This window comes from Mesorhizobium sp. BR1-1-2 (assembly GCF_020165435.1).
In the GTDB taxonomy this organism is placed as follows: Bacteria; Pseudomonadota; Alphaproteobacteria; order Rhizobiales; family Rhizobiaceae; genus Mesorhizobium.
On the sequence record NZ_JAIUID010000008.1, the window covers coordinates 162,792 to 180,903 of the forward strand.

At 61.8% G+C, this 18,112-nt stretch carries 13 protein-coding genes; 6 read left to right on the forward strand and 7 right to left on the reverse strand.

Translation table 11 applies throughout. The features are described from left to right. Positions 1-171: 171 nt before the first annotated feature. The 3 genes from LB551_RS19800 (at position 172) to LB551_RS19810 (ending at position 2,843) form a co-directional block, all read left to right on the forward strand. Complete coding sequence (locus LB551_RS19800; RefSeq protein WP_140550190.1) at positions 172-990, forward strand: chromate resistance protein ChrB domain-containing protein; 819 nt, start codon at positions 172-174, stop codon at positions 988-990. Next, entirely contained in the window at positions 987-2,378 is a 1,392-nt protein-coding gene (gene chrA / locus LB551_RS19805) for a chromate efflux transporter (RefSeq protein WP_224660207.1), read from the forward strand. Before LB551_RS19800 ends, chrA begins: the two co-directional genes overlap by 4 nt. A 66-nt stretch (positions 2,379-2,444) precedes the next feature. Next, positions 2,445-2,843: a hypothetical protein gene (locus tag LB551_RS19810; protein WP_140550188.1), complete on the forward strand. Its 399-nt coding sequence runs from the start codon at positions 2,445-2,447 to the stop codon at positions 2,841-2,843. Positions 2,844-2,865: 22 nt separating this feature from the next. Here the strand turns inward: LB551_RS19810 and LB551_RS19815 are convergent, their stop codons facing one another. Further along, positions 2,866-4,452, reverse strand: coding sequence for a trimethylamine methyltransferase family protein (locus tag LB551_RS19815; protein WP_140550187.1), 1,587 nt, complete (start codon positions 4,450-4,452; stop codon positions 2,866-2,868). Positions 4,453-4,645: 193 nt separating this feature from the next. Continuing rightward, positions 4,646-6,139 (reverse strand): PLP-dependent aminotransferase family protein, encoded by a 1,494-nt coding sequence (locus LB551_RS19820; protein ID WP_140497014.1) that lies wholly within the window; start codon positions 6,137-6,139, stop codon positions 4,646-4,648. A 283-nt stretch (positions 6,140-6,422) separates the two neighbouring features. Here LB551_RS19820 and pgi point away from each other — a divergent pair, with 283 nt between their 5' ends. The 3 genes from pgi to LB551_RS19835 all read left to right on the forward strand — a co-directional run bounded on the left by pgi (position 6,423) and on the right by LB551_RS19835 (position 10,746). Further along, positions 6,423-8,066: a glucose-6-phosphate isomerase gene (pgi, locus tag LB551_RS19825; RefSeq protein ID WP_224624871.1), complete on the forward strand. Its 1,644-nt coding sequence runs from the start codon at positions 6,423-6,425 to the stop codon at positions 8,064-8,066. Positions 8,067-8,071: 5 nt separating this feature from the next. Continuing rightward, a complete protein-coding gene (locus LB551_RS19830) occupies positions 8,072-8,794 on the forward strand; it encodes an HAD family hydrolase (protein ID WP_224624872.1) in 723 nt (240 codons plus the stop codon). 242 nt (positions 8,795-9,036) lie between these two features. Continuing rightward, positions 9,037-10,746, forward strand: a complete 1,710-nt coding sequence (locus tag LB551_RS19835; protein WP_224624873.1) for an N-6 DNA methylase — start codon at positions 9,037-9,039, stop codon at positions 10,744-10,746. On the opposite strand, the gene LB551_RS19840 is transcribed toward LB551_RS19835, so the two are convergent. The 5 genes from LB551_RS19840 to LB551_RS19860 all read right to left on the reverse strand — a co-directional run bounded on the left by LB551_RS19840 (position 10,714) and on the right by LB551_RS19860 (position 17,721). Continuing rightward, positions 10,714-11,403, reverse strand: coding sequence for a hypothetical protein (locus tag LB551_RS19840; protein ID WP_224624874.1), 690 nt, complete (start codon positions 11,401-11,403; stop codon positions 10,714-10,716). The two genes, LB551_RS19835 and LB551_RS19840, sit on opposite strands and share 33 nt — an antisense overlap. Next, positions 11,400-12,509, reverse strand: a complete 1,110-nt coding sequence (locus tag LB551_RS19845) for a hypothetical protein (protein ID WP_224660208.1) — start codon at positions 12,507-12,509, stop codon at positions 11,400-11,402. Before LB551_RS19845 ends, LB551_RS19840 begins: the two co-directional genes overlap by 4 nt. 1 nt (position 12,510) lies before the next feature. Next, a complete protein-coding gene (locus LB551_RS19850) occupies positions 12,511-14,772 on the reverse strand; it encodes an ATP-binding protein (RefSeq protein WP_224624876.1) in 2,262 nt (753 codons plus the stop codon). A 172-nt stretch (positions 14,773-14,944) separates the two neighbouring features. Further along, positions 14,945-15,658 carry a class I SAM-dependent methyltransferase gene (locus tag LB551_RS19855; RefSeq protein ID WP_411910477.1) on the reverse strand — a complete coding sequence of 238 codons (714 nt, stop codon included), beginning with the start codon at positions 15,656-15,658 and terminating at the stop codon, positions 14,945-14,947. A gap of 8 nt (positions 15,659-15,666) precedes the next feature. Then, complete coding sequence (locus tag LB551_RS19860) at positions 15,667-17,721, reverse strand: long-chain fatty acid--CoA ligase (protein ID WP_224624877.1); 2,055 nt, start codon at positions 17,719-17,721, stop codon at positions 15,667-15,669. Between the last annotated feature and the right edge of the window lie 391 nt (positions 17,722-18,112).

Genomic DNA, 18,112 nt, shown 5'->3' on the forward strand with positions numbered 1-18,112 from the left:
TGGGCCGCCGGTCGTTTTTTCGTTTCGGGGCCCGCCATGGACCGAGGACATTGCGTCCTTGACAAGCCTGCCCAACAAATCCACCATCGCTGCAAGGGGTTCATCGCGACGACCCCGTGAGGCGTCAGCCCAACGTTCGCGTCCAGGCTTCTCTTTCAGGAGGTGGACGCCATGCCGTCAACAACCGCTGTCACCGTGCCGCAACTGATCCGTATGGTCGGTTTGCCGGGCGCGCCTGCAATCCTCGATATCCGTACCGAGGACGACTACAACGCCGATCCACGTTTGCTGCCGGCGTCGTACCGGCGCGATTTCAAAACCGTCCAGACTTGGGCGGCCGACTTCGCCGGTAGCCGCGTGGCGGTCGTCTGCCAGCAGGGAAAAAAGCTTTCGCAAGGCGTCGCCGCATGGTTGCGCCATGAAGGGATCGCCGCCGAATCGCTCGAAGGCGGCTTCGAAGCCTGGCGGGACGCCCACGGCCTTCTGGTCCGTGCCGACAGGATGCCGCCTCGTGACGACAGGGGCCGCACCGTCTGGGTGACGCGGGCCCGGCCCAAAGTCGATCGCATCGCCTGCCCCTGGCTGATCCGCCGTTTCGTCGATCCTCAAGCGGTCTTCCTGTTCGTCGACGCGGCGGAAGTGCCTGATGTCGCCGATCGTTTTCAGGCCGTGCCTTTCGACATCGACAATGCGTTCTGGAGCCATCGCGGCGAGCGCTGCACATTCGACACGATGCTCGAGGAGTTCGGGCTCGAATCCGAAGCGCTCGACCGCCTCGCCGTGATCGTGCGCGCAGCCGACACGGCGAGCCTCGACCTGGTTCCGCAGGCGGCGGGATTTCTCGCCGCCTCGCTTGGTTTGTCGCGCATGTTTCGCGATGACCTGCAACAATTGGATGCCGGCATGCTGCTTTACGACGCGTTCTTCCGCTGGTGCCGCGACGCCACCGGCGAGACGCACAATTGGCCGGCGGGAGCGAAGGCGTCATGAACTCCCTCCTTTCCGAAGAAAGTGCCGACCTCATCGAGGCGCCCTCGGTCCCGAGTTTCCGCGAGGCCACGAAACTCTGGGCGAAGATCGGGTTGCTCAGTTTCGGCGGACCGGCCGGGCAGATCGCGCTCATGCACAGGGAATTGGTCGAGGAAAAGCGCTGGATCGGCGAGCAGCGTTTCCTGCATGCGCTGAACTACTGCATGCTGCTGCCCGGTCCCGAGGCCCAGCAACTCGCCATCTATATCGGCTGGCTGCTGCACAGGACGGTCGGCGGTCTTGTCGCCGGCGTCCTCTTCGTCGTGCCCGGCGCGCTCGTTATGCTCGCCTTGAGCATTCTCTATGCGCTCTATGGTGATGCGCCGCTGGTCGAGTCGCTGTTTTTCGGCGTGAAGGCGGCGGTGCTGGCGATCGTGATCGAGGCCGTGATCCGCATCGGCCGGCGGGCCTTGAAGAACCGGGTGATGGTGGCGATCGCGCTTTGCGCCTTTATCGGCATCTATGTGCTCAACGTCCCGTTCCCGCTCCTCATCCTTTTTGCAGGACTGGTGGGATGGGCCGGAAACAGCATTGCGCCGGCCCTGTTTTCTGGCACCGCGCACAGCAAGGACGACGCTCCCGACGTCAAGGGCGCGGTCGATCTGATGTTCGAGCGCGGCGAACTTGCCCATACCAGGCCGACGCGATGGCACGCACCGCGCACCATCGCGATCTGGCTGCCGATCTGGCTTGGGCCGGTTCTGCTGATCTGGGCGTTCACATCGGCAAACAGCGTCTGGACGCAGATCGGCGGCTTCTTCAGCCTTATGGCGGTCGTCACCTTCGGCGGCGCCTATGCCGTTCTGGCCTATGTCGCGCAAGCGGCCGTAGGCTCTCTCGGCTGGCTTGCGCCAGGAGAAATGGTCGATGGCCTGGGCCTTGCCGAAACCACGCCCGGACCGCTCATCCTGGTCCTGCAGTTCGTCGGCTTCCTTGCCGCGTTCCGCCATTCCGGATCGTCATATCCGTTGTTTGCCGGATCGCTCGGAGCGTTGCTTACGCTGTGGGTTACCTTCACGCCGTGCTTCTTCTGGATCTTCCTCGGTGCGCCCTACATCGAAGCGCTGCGCGGCCACAAGGCATTGTCGGCGGCATTGGGCGCAATCACCGCGGCGGTCGTCGGCGTCATCATGAATCTGGCCCTGTGGTTCGCATTGCACGTCATCTTCCGCGAAGTGCGTGCGACGGAGCTCGGAACGGAGGTGCCGGTGCTGTCCTCGATCGACTGGCGTGCCGCGCTGCTGTCCTGCGCTACCATGATCGCCATCCTCAAACTGAAAATCGGCATGCTGCCGACGCTTGCCGTATCGGCCCTGGCGGGTGTTCTGCTTTTGGCGGCAACCGGCTAAATATCTGCCTCTCTTTGTATTCCGCTGGCGAACCACCTAATTGGTTGAAAACGGGATCGGAATATCATGGCCGCACGGCGCTCTTCCCTCGGCTTCCTCGGACTGTTCGGCCGTTCGGGCGATTTGAGACAGCTCGACAGCGCCTTACGCGGCGCCGACTTGCATCCCGCCCTGGTGCCGGAGGGCGTAAAGCTCACCCTCGTCAATCTGATGAAGGATCACTGGCCCGACGAGCCGCCGCCACAGGCCTATGCGCAAGTGGCGTGTTTGTTCAGCTATTGTATTGCTGGGCCTGAGGCATTCGAGCGCTCTCATGGCGCGCAGCCGCGGCAGGACGTGGAGCGTCGGATAGAGGCCGCGGTCGATGCCGGAGACAGTTTCGACGCCCAGATCGTGCTGATGGCGCTACATGCCAAGCTGGTCAATACCGAGGTCGTCGAACATTATGGGCTGAGCGCGGACTAACCTGTTTTCACGGGGGGCGTTCTCAGCCGCCCATGCCGTTGCGCGGCAGCTTGATCATGTCGCCGAAGCGGGCGCGCAGCCTGTCATCAAGCGGCTTCGGCACATGGCGCGGGAAGCGTTCGGCGAGGATGCGTTTCTTCTCCGCGATCGCCCGCTGCAATATGTCGGGCCGGCCCTTCTCGTTCCATTCCTTCGGCGAAAACCGGTCGCCGACGGCGGGGTAGAAATATTCGGTCTGCATCAGCTTCAGCGTCTGCTCGTTCCCGAGATAGTGGCCCGGACCTTTCAGGCAGACATCGGCGATGGTGTCGATCGACAGCGCGTCGTCCGTCACCTCGATGCCGCGCACGCAGCGCAGGCAATGGCCCAGCATGTCGTTGTCGATGATCAGGCTTTCCAGGCAGAAGCCGAGCAGGGAAGCGTGCATGCCGGCCGATTCGTAGACCAGGTTGAGGCCGGATAGGCCGGCCATCACATTGGTGATGCCTTTTTCATAGCCGGACTGGATGTCAGGCAGTTTCGAATCCGTCATGCCGGCGGCCGAACCGCCCGGCAGGTCGTAGAACTGCGCCATCTGCGCGCAGGCCGCGGTCAGCACCGCCTGTTCGGCCGAGCCGCCGGACATGGCGCCGGTGCGCAGGTCCGACACGAACGGCCAGGTACCGAAGATCGCCGGATGCCCCGGCTTGATGGTGTTGACATAGACAAGGCCGGCCAGCACTTCGGCCACGGCTTGCACCACCGCACCCGCGATCGCCGCCGGAGCGGTGGCGCCGGCCTGTCCGGCCGAAAGCAGCAGGATCGGGATGCCGCCTTCGACGCAGGCCTCGAGCACGCCGCAGGCGTCCTCGGCGAATTTCATCGGCGGCACGACGAAACAGTTGGAGTTCGACACGAACGGCCGGGCCCGGAAATTCTCCTCGCCGCCGGCGATCGCGTAGAGCATTTCGAGCGCCGGTTGCACGTTCTCGCGCACCGTGAAGGACGTGCCGACATGCTTGGACGTGCCCATCACGCAGGCGTAAAGCGTGTTGAAGTCCATTTCGAGCGGATCGGGAATGTCGCGCGGCACCATGGGCCGCTGGAAGAAATGGATGTTATCGAGCCCATCGACGATGCGCGCGGCGTCATAGATGTCCTGCAGCAAGGATTCGCGGTACTCGCGCTTCTCGACGTCGACAAGGTGCACGGCAGCACCCGCCGTGCCGTAATGCACGCGCTTGCCCTGGATCACCATGTCGTGCTTCGGGTCCTGGCCGTGCAGCGTGAAATGCCGCGCCGCTCGCTTGATCGTGTCGAGCACCAGTGCCCGCGGGAAACGGATACGGCCGTCATCGCCATAGCTGGCGCCGGCCTTGGTCAGCGCCTCGATGCAGGAAGGGATTGCGTTGGCGAAGCCGACCGTCTCCAGCAGGGTCAGCACCGCTTCGTGAATGCGCTCGCAATCATTGCCGCTGAGCGGTCCGTAGCTGCCCCCCTCGAGGCCGGCGCGAACCGGCCTGATGTCGTCGGCGAGCGGCGCCGCACGCATGGCGCGACGCGCTTCGCGTCCGCCGGAGCGGCGCGAACGCTGGTCGGCCGCTTCCTGCTTTTCGACAGCCACTGACATGGAAGCACTCCACCTTTTCTCGGAAGCAGGGCGGCGGTTGGTCCACCATCGGCTGCTTCGTCCCCTTTAGGCCTCGACTATGCCGCCGGCATTGGCACAGCCTATGAGCCAGCCGGTCCGGTTGCATATGCCAGCGCTAAAGAAGCAGGAGCCGCTGCTGCGCGGCTCCTGGGAGGTGGTCAGGCCGAGGTGATCAGGCCGCCGCCGGCCTGCGGCCTGCGGCGGTTGCAAGTTCACGGATGCCGGGCTCGATGTGCTGCAGCGCGATCGAGGAGATGCCCAAGCGCATGAAACGCGAAGGCTTTTCGGTGCGGTCGAAGAAGCGGTCGCCCGGTTCGATGATGACGCTGCGCGAGGCGGCGGCCTCGGCCAGTCCGCGCGAATCGGTGCCGCGCGGCCCCTCCAGCCACAGCGACGTGCCGCCGGCCGAGTCGGTCGAACGCCACTCGGGCAGGAAGGCGGAAATCGCATGGACCAGGCGCTTGCGCCGCTCGTCGAAGGCGCTCGACAGCCGCCGCACCAGCGCCTCGTGGTGGCCGAGCGACAGAAACAGCGCGACCGCGCGCTGGTTGTTGGCCGGCGGATGGCGCAGCATGAAGCGGCGCAGCGCCCTGAGTTCGGCGATTAGTCCAGCCGAGGCGACGATGTAGCCAAGCCGCAGGCCTGGAGCCAGCGTCTTCGACATCGAGCCGACATAGATGACGCGGCCCGAGCGGTCGAGGCTCTTCAAGGCCTGCTGCGGCGCCTCGTCGAGAAGCTGGCTGTCATAGCCGTCCTCGATGATGATCTGGTTATAGCGGTTGGCGCGCGCCAGAAGGTCCTGCCGGCGTTCCGCCGACAGCGGCACCATGGTCGGGCAATGATGGCTGGGCGTGACGAAGACAAAGCCGGAATCGTTCGGAATGGAAGAGGTTACGATGCCGGACTGGTCGACCGGCACCGGCTGGATGTCGGCGCCGGCGAGCCGGAAGATCGAGCGCGCGTCGGGGTAGCCCGGATCTTCCATCGCCACCTTCGAGCCCTTGGTCATCAGAAGCGTCGCCAGCATGTAAAGCGCGTTCTGGGCGCCCAGCGTGACGATGATCTCGTCGGGGTTGGCGAAGATGCCGCGCCTGGGCAGAAGCCGCGCCTGGATCTGCTCGATCAGCAGCGGATCGTCGCGATCGACCATGTCGGAGGCCCAGTTGCGGATCTCCAGCACGGCAAGCGCCATGCGGTTGCACTCGCGCCACTCGGCGGTCGGGAACAGCGCCGGATCGAACTGGCCATAGACGAAGGGGTAGGACGACTTGATCCAGTTCTCGTGCTTGGCCGGCGGCGGCATGTCGCTGGCCGCGATCTGCCGGCGTGCCTTCCAGTCGATCTCGTTGGCCTGGTCGGGCGCCTTCTGATGCGGCTTGGCGGGTGTGGCCAAAACGTCGGGATTGACGAAATGGCCGCGCCGCTCGCGCGCCACCAGGAAACCCTGGTCGACCAGTTGCTGGAAGGCCAGCACCACGGTTCCGCGCGCCACGCCGAGTTTTTCGGCCAATATCCGGCATGACGGGAGCGGCATCGATGCGGCGATCTGGCGGTCGAGAATGGCGGCCACGATTGCCTGGCGGATCTGTGCCTGCAAGGTCTGGCCGGATTCGGCCGAAATCCGGAACAGGCCGGACCATATGGCCGTGTCGTTGCGCTGTGGCATGGGAGAGGTTCCTTGATGGCCAGCCTTTTTCGTTTGGCTGGACCAGTGGAATGTAACGGTGGCACAAGGGGTTGCGCCAATCAATTTTTCTGATCTTTGGGATTTATGCCAGTGATCTTTCGTCCTTCGCATCCCCACGTAACGCAGTGCGTCATCGCCGCGTGACGCAGTGCGTCATCGCCGCGTATTGACCGGACGGAATTCGGCTCAATAGTTTGGCGCGACGACACGCGCCGGAAACATCCGGTCTGCTAAGATAATCCAAAAGTCCAGGAGCCCGCCGGTGGATCAGTCAGCCTTCCAAAAACAGCTTGCCGCCTTGCGCGACCATCGCGCCGCGGCAGCCGGCGATATGCGCCAGGCCTTCGCCGCCGATCCGCAGCGGTTCAAGACGTTCTCCGCCAGCGACGGCGACCTGTTGCTCGACTGGTCGAAATGCGCCGTCGATGCGCGCACGATGGACCTGCTGGAGAAGCTGGCTGACGCCGCCGATCTCGAAGGCCGCCGCGCCGCCATGTTCGCCGGCAAGAAGATCAACGTCACCGAGGACCGTGCTGTTTTGCACACCGCGCTGCGCAACCTGACCGGCAAGGGCATCGTGCTCGACGGACAGGATGTGAAGGCGGAGGTCATCGCCGTATTGGACGCGATGGGCGCCTTCGCCGACGCGGTGCGTTCCGGCAAGGCGACAGGCGCCACCGGCAAGAAGATCACCGATATCGTCAATATCGGCATCGGCGGCTCCGATCTCGGCCCGGCCATGGCGACGTTGGCGCTGGCGCCCTATCATGACGGGCCGCGCGCGCACTATGTCTCCAATATCGACGGCGCCCATATCCACGACACGCTGATGGGCCTTTCCGCAGAGACCACGCTTTTTATCGTCGCCTCCAAGACCTTCACCACGGTCGAAACGATGACCAATGCGCAGACGGCGCGCGACTGGGTCCAGAAGGCGCTCGGCAAGGAAGCGGTAGGCAAGCATTTCGCCGCCGTCTCGACGGCACTCGACCTGGTGGCGAAGTTCGGCATCGAGCCGGACCGCGTCTTCGGCTTCTGGGATTGGGTCGGCGGCCGTTATTCGGTGTGGGGCGCGATCGGCCTGCCTGTGATGATCGCCATTGGTCCACGCAATTTCCGCGCCTTTCTCGATGGCGCGCACGAAATGGACGAACACTTCCGCGCCGCGCCGCTCGCCAAAAACCTGCCGGTGCTGCTTGGCCTTGTCGGCTGGTGGCATCGGGTCGTTTGCAAATACCCGGCCCGCGCGGTCATCCCCTACGACCAGCGCCTGTCCAGGCTGCCGGCCTATCTCCAGCAGCTCGACATGGAATCGAACGGCAAGAGCGTCACCCTGGACGGCGGCGCCGTGGCGACGCCGACCGGGCCGCTGGTCTGGGGCGAGCCCGGCACCAACGGCCAGCATGCGTTCTTCCAGCTCCTGCACCAGGGAACCGATTTCATTCCGGTCGAATTCCTCGCCGCGGCGAACGGCCACGAGCCGGAGCTGAAGCACCATCAAGACCTGCTGCTCGCCAACTGCCTGGCGCAGTCGGAAGCCTTCATGAGGGGCCGCACGCTGGAGGAAGCGCGCGCGCAGATGCTGGCCAAGGGCATGAAGCCGGCCGATGTCGATCGCATTGCTCCGCACCGCGTCTTCTCCGGCAACCGGCCCTCGGTCACCATTCTTTATCGCAAGCTTGACCCGCGCACGCTCGGCCGCCTGATCGCTCTCTACGAACACCGCGTCTTCGTCGAGGGAACGCTGTTCGACATCAACTCCTTCGACCAGTGGGGCGTCGAGCTCGGCAAGGAACTGGCCACCGGCCTTCTGCCAGTCGTGGAAGGCAAGGAAAGTGCCGCAAAGCGGGATGCCTCGACCGCCGGCCTGGTGGAACACATCCACCAATTGCGTGGTTCGGAGTGACTGAATTGGCAGACATCAAGGGAATATTGTTCGACAAGGACGGAACGCTTGTCGACTTCAATGCAACCTGGCTAGGGGTTGCCGACTTCATGGCCATGGACGCCTCCGAAGGCGATCGCTGGAAGGCCGACAGGCTGCTTGCGGCCGCAGGCTTCGATTTTGCCAACAGGCGCTTCAAACCCGACTCCATCTTTGCCTCCGGCACCAATCTGGACGTCGTCGAACTGTGGTTTCCGCGCCTGTCCGACGAAGACCAGATGCTGGCCGTCGCCCGCTTCAACCAGATCACCTCGGTGCAGGGTTCGGCAATGGCGGTGGCGCTGCCGGGAATCGTCGAAACGCTCGGCACCTTGCACGCAAGGTCCTATCGGCTCGGCGTCGCCACCAACGATTCAACCAGCGGCGCGGAAAAGACCCTGGTGACGCTCGGCGTCGCGCAGTTGTTCGACGCCGCCTATGGCTATGACGCGGTGGCCAATCCCAAACCGGCGCCGGATACGATCCAGGCCTTCTGCGATCTCACCGGCCTGAAGCCGGCGCAGATCGCGATGGTCGGCGACAACCGCCACGATCTCGAAATGGCGCGTGCCGGCGGCTGCGGCCTGGCGGTCGGCGTTCTCTCAGGGACCGGCACACGTGAATCTCTGGCCGCAATTGCCGACGTCATCCTGGATTCGGTGGCTGATTTGCCGGATTTTTTGGCGGCACGGGTGAAGGAAACGGTGTAGGAGGGGGTGGCGGAAGGGTGGTTTGCCATGGATTGCGGAGTTGAGGCCCACAACTCATCAAGAGGCCTTAAGCCGTGAAGCCGTTGCGATCAGAGGCGCAATTTAATTTCTCATTGGTTTCTAGCCAGTAGGCTGTCTTCCCGAGGTTTGCAGAAGCGAAGTGGCCGACGGCCTGTGCGACTTTGCAAATGTCATCACGTGAATTGGCCTATATCATGTGTTATGAGAGCTGGAGAGTGTAGTTGGCAATCGTTGCGGGCAAACGCGAGCGCGATCTGCAGGAGCGTCGTCAGCTCGGGGCTTATTATACCCCCGAACGTCTGAGCGATATGCTCGCCTTCTGGGCGATCAGATCGCGCGCTGATCTAGTCCTCGAGCCGAGTTTCGGAGGATGCGGCTTCCTTCAGTCGGCGGTAAAAGCGCTAAAGAATTCCGGATCCAAGGATCCGAAGAACTCAATTTATGGATGCGATATCGACACGGTAGCCTTCGACTACCTTTGTGAGGTGTTGGGCGGACCGGCCGACCTCGTCAGGTTTGTCCAAGGTGACTTCTTGACGGTCGAAAGGCCGGAAGGTTGGCCGGAGTCCTTCGATGTGGTCATGGGGAATCCCCCTTACATCCCGTATCAGAAAATCGAAGCCTCGCGGCGCGAAGAGCTCAACCGCCGGATCGGCGCGGCGGGAAAGCTGGGCGGCCGGGCAGGGCTTTGGGCATACTTCGTTGCTCACTCTATCGCCCGCCTCAAGTCTGGCGGCCGTATGGCTTGGGTGCTTCCGGGAGCTTTCGTTCACGCGGAGTACGCGTCAGCGCTCCGCGACTATCTGACCCGTCATTTCACCCGGGCAGCGGCGTTCGTCGTACATGACCGCCTTTTCCTTGCCGAGGGCACCGACGAGGAAACGATCATCCTTCTAGCCGACGGACACTCGCCGGACGCGACCGTTTCCGGCAGCCTGCAGTTCGGTCAGGCGAATGCGCTTGAAGAACTCGCGTCGATGATCACCGACTGGGATGGTAGTAGGTGGAGCGGCAAGACCGGGTCGGTCCGCTCGGCCGAAATCGGCCTAGCGGCCGATGACGCGGAACTTGTATCGCGGCTGATCTCCTCTGACGCCTGTCGCTCCTTCGGCGAGTTCGCACGACTGAGGATCGGCATCGTGACTGGTGCGAACGATTTTTTCCTGCGTTCGAACGACACGTTGCAACTTTCGGGACTCCTGGCAGAGGACTGCGAACCGATCGTGTCGAAGTTCCGCTTCCTCAATGGTCTCGGGTTCAATCAAAAGGACTTTGCCGGTGCGGTCGCTCGAGGTGCAAAAGGCTACCTCGTGAACGGTATCCGGCGCGACACGAACGAGCGTATCGACACCTATCTAAAGACTTTCCCCGAGACTCGGATTGAGGCGACTTCGACATTCAAGAAGCGATCGCGATGGGATCATCCCAGCGATGCCAACCCCCCCGACGCGTTCTTCCCGGTAATGAACCATCTTGGTCCGCGCATCGTCCTGAACGAACTGGGCTGCAACTGCACGAACACGCTTCATCGCGTTTACTTCCACAAGGAACGTGATTTCTCGTGGAAGATTGTCTTGATCAGCATCCTGACGAGTTTCGCCCAGGTATCGGCGGAAATGGTCGGACGCAGGTACGGTTCAGGAGTGCTCAAGCACGAACCTCGCGAAGCCGAAACTATCAAGTTGCTGATGCCTCGGGTGGCCGACGTTGAAGTTCAGTCCGCGTACTCGACGATTGACGCGCTGCTGCGCGCCGGGGAACATGACAAGGTCATCGAAGCCGCAGATGATTTCATCTACTCCCGGCTCGATGATTGTCATCCGGCGGAGGAAGTGGGCGCGCGGATGCGGTCAATCCTATCAGGTGTCCGGCGGATTAGGCATCCAAAGACGAGGGCGCTACCGCCAGTGGAGCGCCCACATACACCCTAGAGCGGTACTGTCGTTTCTTCCAAGGCTGTGCGTCAATTTCTCGATGTACTGAGTGTAGCATAGACGCTCGAACACCTTGATCGACTTGCACCAGGTTTGGTCCTGGATCAACTGCGCCCATTTCTCGGGAAAGAAATTCGCTGCGACCACCTCGCAGAGCAGAGCAACATCCATTGGCGGGTGGCACCACCGAGGCTCCTTCAGCTTCTCGTCGAGTTCCCTGAAACCGTGCTGATGCCCACCGTACTGAAGGTGGAATAGCGGGCCAGACTGTATTTGCCCGTTTTTCTCGTCTTCGTTCGCAAGATCGACATGCCATCGGGCGACTGGTTGTTTTTTGTCGTCTCCGATTTCGATGGCGATGTCGAGCGCGGAGAATGGATGATCGACATCCTTTCTTTGATCGACCTGTATGCCTTCGCAGGTGATCGTGGGGACGATGATGTTCCCTTTCGAGTCCAGCGCCTCTTCAAAAATGATCGGCTCCGACCGGTCCACTTCGACCAGCCATCGAAGAGAGTCTTTTCCGCCTTTCAGTTTCTGGGAGACGCGGCTGATCGAGCTAAATCCTTCGTTCTGGATGATTCCGAACTCGAGCAGCTTATAGCCGATCGTCGCGAGGCTGCTTCCCGCTTGAACAGACGTGACTTCCGTCAAGCTACGACCTCGTCAGTTTTCCGGTCCATCCGAAGCACGTCTTTGACGAGCTCTTTTTCACTATCCGCTATGACAAGCGGGGGCGAAACCTTGAGGTATCTGTCAGTCTGCACGCAGTCCCAGCAGATGCGGGGGACTGTCGAATATCTCGGCACCGTTGAGTCGAACAGCGATACCGAATGTCGTATTTCCGCCGGGAGCCTGCAGCATGCACAGGAAAATGAGATGAGTTCGTCATCCCGGCCGTTCCACGGGGATTTTGCCGCCGAGAACTCATTACCGAGTACTTCAGACAGTTTTTTCGCGCGGGCGTTGGCAGGAATACGGATCGGGCGGCCGCCGAAAATTTTCTCCGCCCACCGATCGAAGCGATAGAGCCACCAGCGAGGCCAGCCTTCGGAAAGAAGACCCTTGTAGCGAGCACCGGAGTCGTCAAGGGCATCCAATGCAAGTTGTACCGAGTCAGTGGAAACACCAAGCCTCGCGGCAACGTCATCCATCGAGAGGAGAGGGCCAACCCGCTTGATCAACTGCCGATAGAACGACTTCACGACCAGATGAGGAGCCTTCGATGTCTCGACCAACTCTCTGAATTCTTGGAAATTGATCTGGTCGGCGTCGTCGACATCGATTCCCGTAAGGTCGACGACCTCGTACTTACCCTCAAGGTTGCGGAGGCGAGCATACGCCGCGCAGAGGTCGATGCTCTCGGCTTGGACCCGTTCGGACTCGGTCAGGATCTCGGCCTTGGTATAGACACGGTCGAAAAGATCGTGGGCGGTCCGGTCCGGTCGGTAAAGCTTCTGCAGCTTTTCTTCGGACGATACCAGGATAAGTGGGAAATCTCGCTCCGGGTGGTCTATGGCAACATCGCGGAGGTGCTGGGCGAGCGCGCTGCCCTTGTATGTCTGGTCAGGTTTGATCTTCGTCAGCTTCTCATCGAGGCGGTAGTCCAGGGCCACGATGTCCGGCTTCTTTTCGAGCAACTCCTTCGCAAGTACGATTAGCTCGGACACTTCGACATGCTCGACCTTCAGTATACCGTCACGGCTCAGCAACTCAGCGTAGACCTTGTCCTGATCGTCGACGAAATATCCGTTGAACATTCTACGAATCCTTGCCCGTGTCGGAGTTCACCCGGAATTCAAGTCGGGCCGAGTACCCGTCACTCGGAGTCGCAACTTCTGTCCAGCCGCCATAGCTTTCCGAGATGTCCGAAACGATCTTCAGCCCGAGACCTGTTCCCGGTCCCATGATGCTGTCATCGTCGCTTCCAACGGTGGTCGTGAAGAACGCATTGAATATCCGAGTTCTGATTTCTTGGGGAATGCCAGCCCCATTGTCCTCGAAGCCTATTACCACGTGCCGACCCTCGGCCCTGGCGTCGATCTTGACCTTGCGGTTGGCCACCCTCGCGCGCTTCATCGATTTCACCGAGTTGGTCAGGAAGTTCAGCAGCACCGCGTCGAGTTCGCTTGTGTGCATGGGCATCGTACGCAGATACGGAGGGTATACGTCCACGGTGAACTCGACCTGTTGCTTCGACATGTACTCGGCGAACTGATCGGTGAAACGCTCAACAGACCCCAGGATCGACTGCGTGTGCAGTTCGCGGCTCTCAGTGCTCGAGGTTAGGCCAGAGATGTAGGCTCCGATGTCGAACAGACGGTTGATCGACTGCTCGAGATCCGCATTCAGCCGCGAGAGGGACGCCCTGAATTCGTCCGGAAGGGACTGGATGCGTTTGCCGAGGACCATGAGGTAGGCCGCCGCCGCTTCCCTGGCTCCCGTGACCTCATGACCGAATACGCTTATCGAGAGGCCAAGGGAAGCCAGCAGGCGCAGCATGTTCTCGTATTCGAGTGAGGCTGCCCGCTCCGCGTCCACAGTCGTCTCGAAGGCGATCATCTGCGCTTCCGCCTGTTCGAGCGCCTTGACCACCTTGGGGACGACATGGGTCTCGTCTTGGCTTGATCCCTTCAGGTCATCCTTGATGTCTCTCACGAGTTCGGACGGCCTGACCAAGGACCGGAAGTCACGCTGATCGGCGCGGGTCTTCCTATGCCGAACCTCCGCTATCCGCTGCGCGGCCCATTCCACTGCCTCACGTGCAAAGTTCGTCAGTTCGAGAAATACCGCGTTTTCAAGAAGACCCTCGCGACTGCTCGTTTCCTCAAACAGCGGGTTGTTGACCGAGTTGATATCGATCTGCCCGAAGAAGTTTCGGTTGTTGGCCGGGAACAGGAAATCCCTGCGGGACACGTCAATATCGAGGCTCAGCCAGTCGTTCGATTCTTCACCGTATGGAAGAACCCTGAACCCGTTCCTATAGATGCGGATGCCGCCGTGTCGGCGACCCATCTCGGCTGCATCCTTCATGTTCATTCCGGACAGCGTGTTCGCCGAATAGATAAAATAATATGACGAGAAACGCACTTTGCCCGTCGTCAGGAATTTCTCCTGGTACTCGTGACGCTCGTCCAAGTTGAGCTTTTTCGAGGTGACTCGCGCCCATGCGCTTCCGTCCTCCTCAATCCCCGCTTCTATGAACGCTAGCGCCTGCGAGATGAACGTAGATTCTACTGATAGATGCTTCGACTTCTCGGCACGCGTCGTGCCGTTCAAGTGTACCTGGAAGCCGGGGTCGGAAACCAAGCCCTGCACGGGTGCGACGCGGTGCGGAGACTGGAGCAGGACGACGGAACGCCAGATCTTGTCCAACGAGGCCGCCGTATAGGCATCCCGAAGGGACCCGATCGTCAGCGTGGTTCCGAAGACCTCAGGCTTTTTGGGGAAGCGGGTGATGGACGAGAATACGTCGCTGAGATCCGTACCCTCACCAAAATCCTCGTCCCAATGGAACTCGACGCGCAACCCCTCGTCTAGACCTTGCGGATTGCTTTCTAGGGTCAGCGTCGCGCCGAGCCGCTGTGCCGAGAAGCGGCCTATACCCTTACGTCCGGCCCGCCTCCGACCATAAAGGGGCGAGGTTGGCTCGACAGACTTTGCGTCGGTCGAAATTCTCATCCATGAAGACCTGATAGTCTCCTCGGTCATTCCCACGCCGTCATCCTTGATGATAAGCGTACCGCCTTCCTTGGTCGAGTTTAGGAAGTCCAGCGAGACCGAGGTCGCGTCTGCGTCGTAAGCGTTCTTGATCAGTTCGGAAACCGCAGTCTCCTGCTTGCCGACGAGCTCCATTCCGAGGCGCTGGATGTGACCGGCGTCGACGGTGAAGCGAACCCTCGACTCGTCCGTGGCGACAATCTGCCTGGTGAGGCGCTCGATGGCCAGCCAATCCGGATCTTCTTTCATGAGTTCCGTCACAATGAGCTTGCGCGGATCAGATTCTTTCGCCGGTGAATCCATTAATCTGGGGTCCTGTCACGTAGCCGGCATGAATCATGAAACCGTCGGCAATGTAAACACTTGCGCTGGGAAGTGTTGTCTGCCGGTTGCTGTTAACGGACGCGTTCATACGCGTACCAAGGCGAGCATCGGTCGAGCCCCGCCGTTCCACCTGATGCCCTTGCCCGTCGCCCTACCGCTCTCCCGCCTCAAACAAAAACACCCCGCTCGCCCTCCTCGCACCCCCTATCCCATCTCCAAAATCCGGCACCTCATACTCAGCAATCAATCGCAGCCGCGAGAGCGGCAAATCGTTGCGGCCGGGGTCGCCGACCAGCACTTCCATGCCCGATGCCAGGCAGCGATCGAGGAACGGGATGACCCGCAGGGCAACCTCGCTGGAGTAAAACACGTCGCCCGCCAGCACGAGGTCGACGGGCGGTGGCGGGCCTTTGGTGATATCCTTTTCGATAATGGCGACCGCGACGCCGTTGGCCGCGGCATTGAGGCCGATGGCGGCGATGCCGTTGCGGTCGACCTCGGCGGCGATCACTTCGGCTGCCCCGGCTTTCGCGGCGGCGATGCCGACAAGGCCCGAGCCGGCGCCGAGGTCGAGCACGCGGCGACCAGCCACGGCCTCAGGCTTGTCGAAGACGTAACGTGCCAGCACAGCGCCGCCGGCCCAGGCATAGGCCCAGTAGGGCGGCTGCGGCTCCGGCGCATCCTCGTCAGCTTCCTCGTGCGGCTCGACAAGCCGCCTCAACCCTGTGCCTGGATGGGGTGCGTAGAGCCGGATCTCGGGAAGCGCGGGAACAGGCACGAGGCGCATGTTGGCCTTGATGAACTCGGCCGGATCGAGGCGTTGGCACCGGTCCGGCGCATGGTCGCCGGCAAGGTCGTGGTCCAAGCCGGCTCCTATTCGCGCAATGCGCGCCGCAGGATCTTTCCGACCGGCGTCTTCGGCAGTTCCGTCCTGAATTCTATGTATCTGGGCCGCTTGTAGCCGGTCAGGTTCTCACGGCAATAGGCGGTGATGGCCTCTGCGGTCAGCGCCTGGTCCTTCCTGACGATGAACAGTTTCGGCACTTCGCCCGAATGCTCGTCCGGCACGCCGATCGCCGCCACTTCGAGCACGCCGGGATGCAGCGCCACGACCTCCTCGAGCTCGGTAGGATAGACGTTGAAGCCGGAAACGAGGATCATGTCCTTCTTGCGGTCGACGATCTTGGTGTAGCCGCGCTCGTCCATGAAGCCCATGTCGCCCGACTTGAAGAAGCCGTCCTTGGTCATCACCTTGGCGGTCTCATCGGGCCGGTTCCAGTAGCCCGCCATCACCTGCGGTCCTTTGATGCAGATTTCGCCGACCTCGCCGAGCGGCAAATTGTTGTCGTCCTCGTCGCGGATGGCGATCTCGGTCGACGGCAGCGGCAGGCCGATCGTGCCGGTGAAGTCGCCGGAGCTGAACTTGTTGGCCGTTGCCACGGGCGATGTCTCAGACAGGCCGTAGCCTTCGCTGACCGGGCAGCCTGTCAGCGCCTTCCAGCGCTCGGCGACGCCCTTCTGCACCGCCATGCCGCCGCCCAGCGTCAGGAGCAGCGGCTTGAAGTCGAGCTTGCGGAAATCCTCATTGTTGAGCAGCGCGTTGAACAGCGTGTTGAGGCCTGGAAAGATATGGAAGGGATACTTGCCCATTTCCTTGACGAAGCCGGGGATGTCGCGGGGATTGGGGATCAGTATGTTTTGACCGCCCATTTGCATGCCCATCAGCGCATTCACGGTCAGCGCGAAGATATGGTAGAGCGGCAGTGCGCAGATGAGGTTGAGATGCGCGGGTTTTGGCTTGACCGTGTAGGCGTCCTGCAGCCACAGCGAATTCTGCGCGACATTGGCCAGCACGTTGCTGTGCAGGAGGGTAGCACCCTTCGAGATTCCCGTGGTGCCGCCGGTATATTGCAGGAACGCGATATCGTCGGCCGCCACCTTGGCCGGCTTGAAATCCATGCCGCTGCCCGCCTTCAGCGCCGCATTGAACTTGACGTGGCCGGGCAATGACCAGGCCGGCACCATCTTCTTGACGCGGCGCACCACCAGATTGACGATGCTTCCCTTGAGCCCGCCGAGCATGTCGCCCATGGCGGCGACGACGACGTGCTTGACCGACGTCCTGGCGATCACCGCTTGCAAGGTGCTGGCGAAGTTTTCCAGGATGACGATCGCTTGCGCCCCAGAATCCTTGAGCTGGTGCTCCAGCTCGCGCGGCGTGTAGAGAGGGTTGACGTTGACCACCGTGTAGCCGGCGCGCGCCACCGCCATCATCGCTACCGGATATTGCAGCACGTTCGGCATCATCAGGGCGACGCGTGCGCCTTTGGGCAAGCCGGTCGATTGCAGATAGGCGCCGAACCACGCCGAAAGCCGTTCGAGTTCCGCATAGGTGATCGACTTGCCCATGCAGGTGAAGGCCGGCTGGCCGGCGAATTGCTTGCAGGCGGCAACGAGGAAATCGCCGATGGAGCTGTAGGGCAGGGCGCCGATCTCGGCCGGCATGTTCTTCGGGTAGCTTTCCAGCCAGGGCTTTTCCGGCAAGCCTGCGGCAAGGGCGGTGAGCGCTTTCGGCAATCGCTTGGCGGCCGCTGGTCTCGAGGCCGCCGGTGCCGGCTTGGCCACGGATGGAGCCTGTGCAGCCCCGGCCTTGCTCGCGCCGGCCTTCGTCGTCCCGGCCTTGGCCGAACTGGTCTTTGTCGCCCCGGTCCTAGCAGTTCCGGCCCTCGCCGACGTCTTTGCGGGGACGGCTTTGGCCGCCGGCTTCCCGGCCGGTTTGACAACAGCGTCCGCTTTGCCCGCGGAAGGTTTCCCTGCGCCCTTTGCGTTCTTGGCGGAGGGCGTTGACTGCTTGTCGCCGCCCGCGGCCGGCTTCAGGGTCGCCTTGGCCGTCTTCGGCGGAGCCGTCCTGTTCGATGCTTTTGCCAACCGTCCCTCCCTGTTTTGTTCGCCCCTGCCGCGATCGCCTCCGAGTAACAGGGGCGTCCCCCGCTGCCGCCGGTGCCTTGTCTATGTATGGCCTCTATCGGCGGGCGTGCAAGCCTTGCCCCAGCGGCAAGCCGTCGAAAGATTGGCCGCCGAAAATCTTTGTCACCACGGGGCGCAGCGGCCCTGCATCGTCCGGCATTCCCGCTCATATGAAAGCGGGCGCGACGTCGATCTCGCCAGATTGGCGATCAATAAAAAAATGCGGTCGTTAATAATGTTGTGAATAGAAAAAAATACTGAATTTTTCCATTTTTCCGAGAGGGAGAGGATTTTTTTCCCGCTTACCATGGGGTAGGCAAACTGGGTGTTCCAAAGCCGGAGAAACGGTGCT

Excerpts from the sequence above, each read along its gene's own strand:
- LB551_RS19800 (WP_140550190.1), top strand. The coding sequence starts at position 172 with ATGCCGTCAACAACCGCTGTCACCGTGCCGCAACTGATCCGTATGGTC.
- chrA (WP_224660207.1), top strand. The coding sequence starts at position 987 with ATGAACTCCCTCCTTTCCGAAGAAAGTGCCGACCTCATCGAGGCGCCC.
- LB551_RS19810 (WP_140550188.1), top strand. The coding sequence starts at position 2,445 with ATGGCCGCACGGCGCTCTTCCCTCGGCTTCCTCGGACTGTTCGGCCGT.
- LB551_RS19815 (WP_140550187.1), bottom strand. The coding sequence starts at position 4,452 with ATGTCAGTGGCTGTCGAAAAGCAGGAAGCGGCCGACCAGCGTTCGCGC.
- LB551_RS19820 (WP_140497014.1), bottom strand. The coding sequence starts at position 6,139 with ATGCCACAGCGCAACGACACGGCCATATGGTCCGGCCTGTTCCGGATT.
- LB551_RS19845 (WP_224660208.1), bottom strand. The coding sequence starts at position 12,509 with ATGTTCAACGGATATTTCGTCGACGATCAGGACAAGGTCTACGCTGAG.
- LB551_RS19850 (WP_224624876.1), bottom strand. The coding sequence starts at position 14,772 with ATGGATTCACCGGCGAAAGAATCTGATCCGCGCAAGCTCATTGTGACG.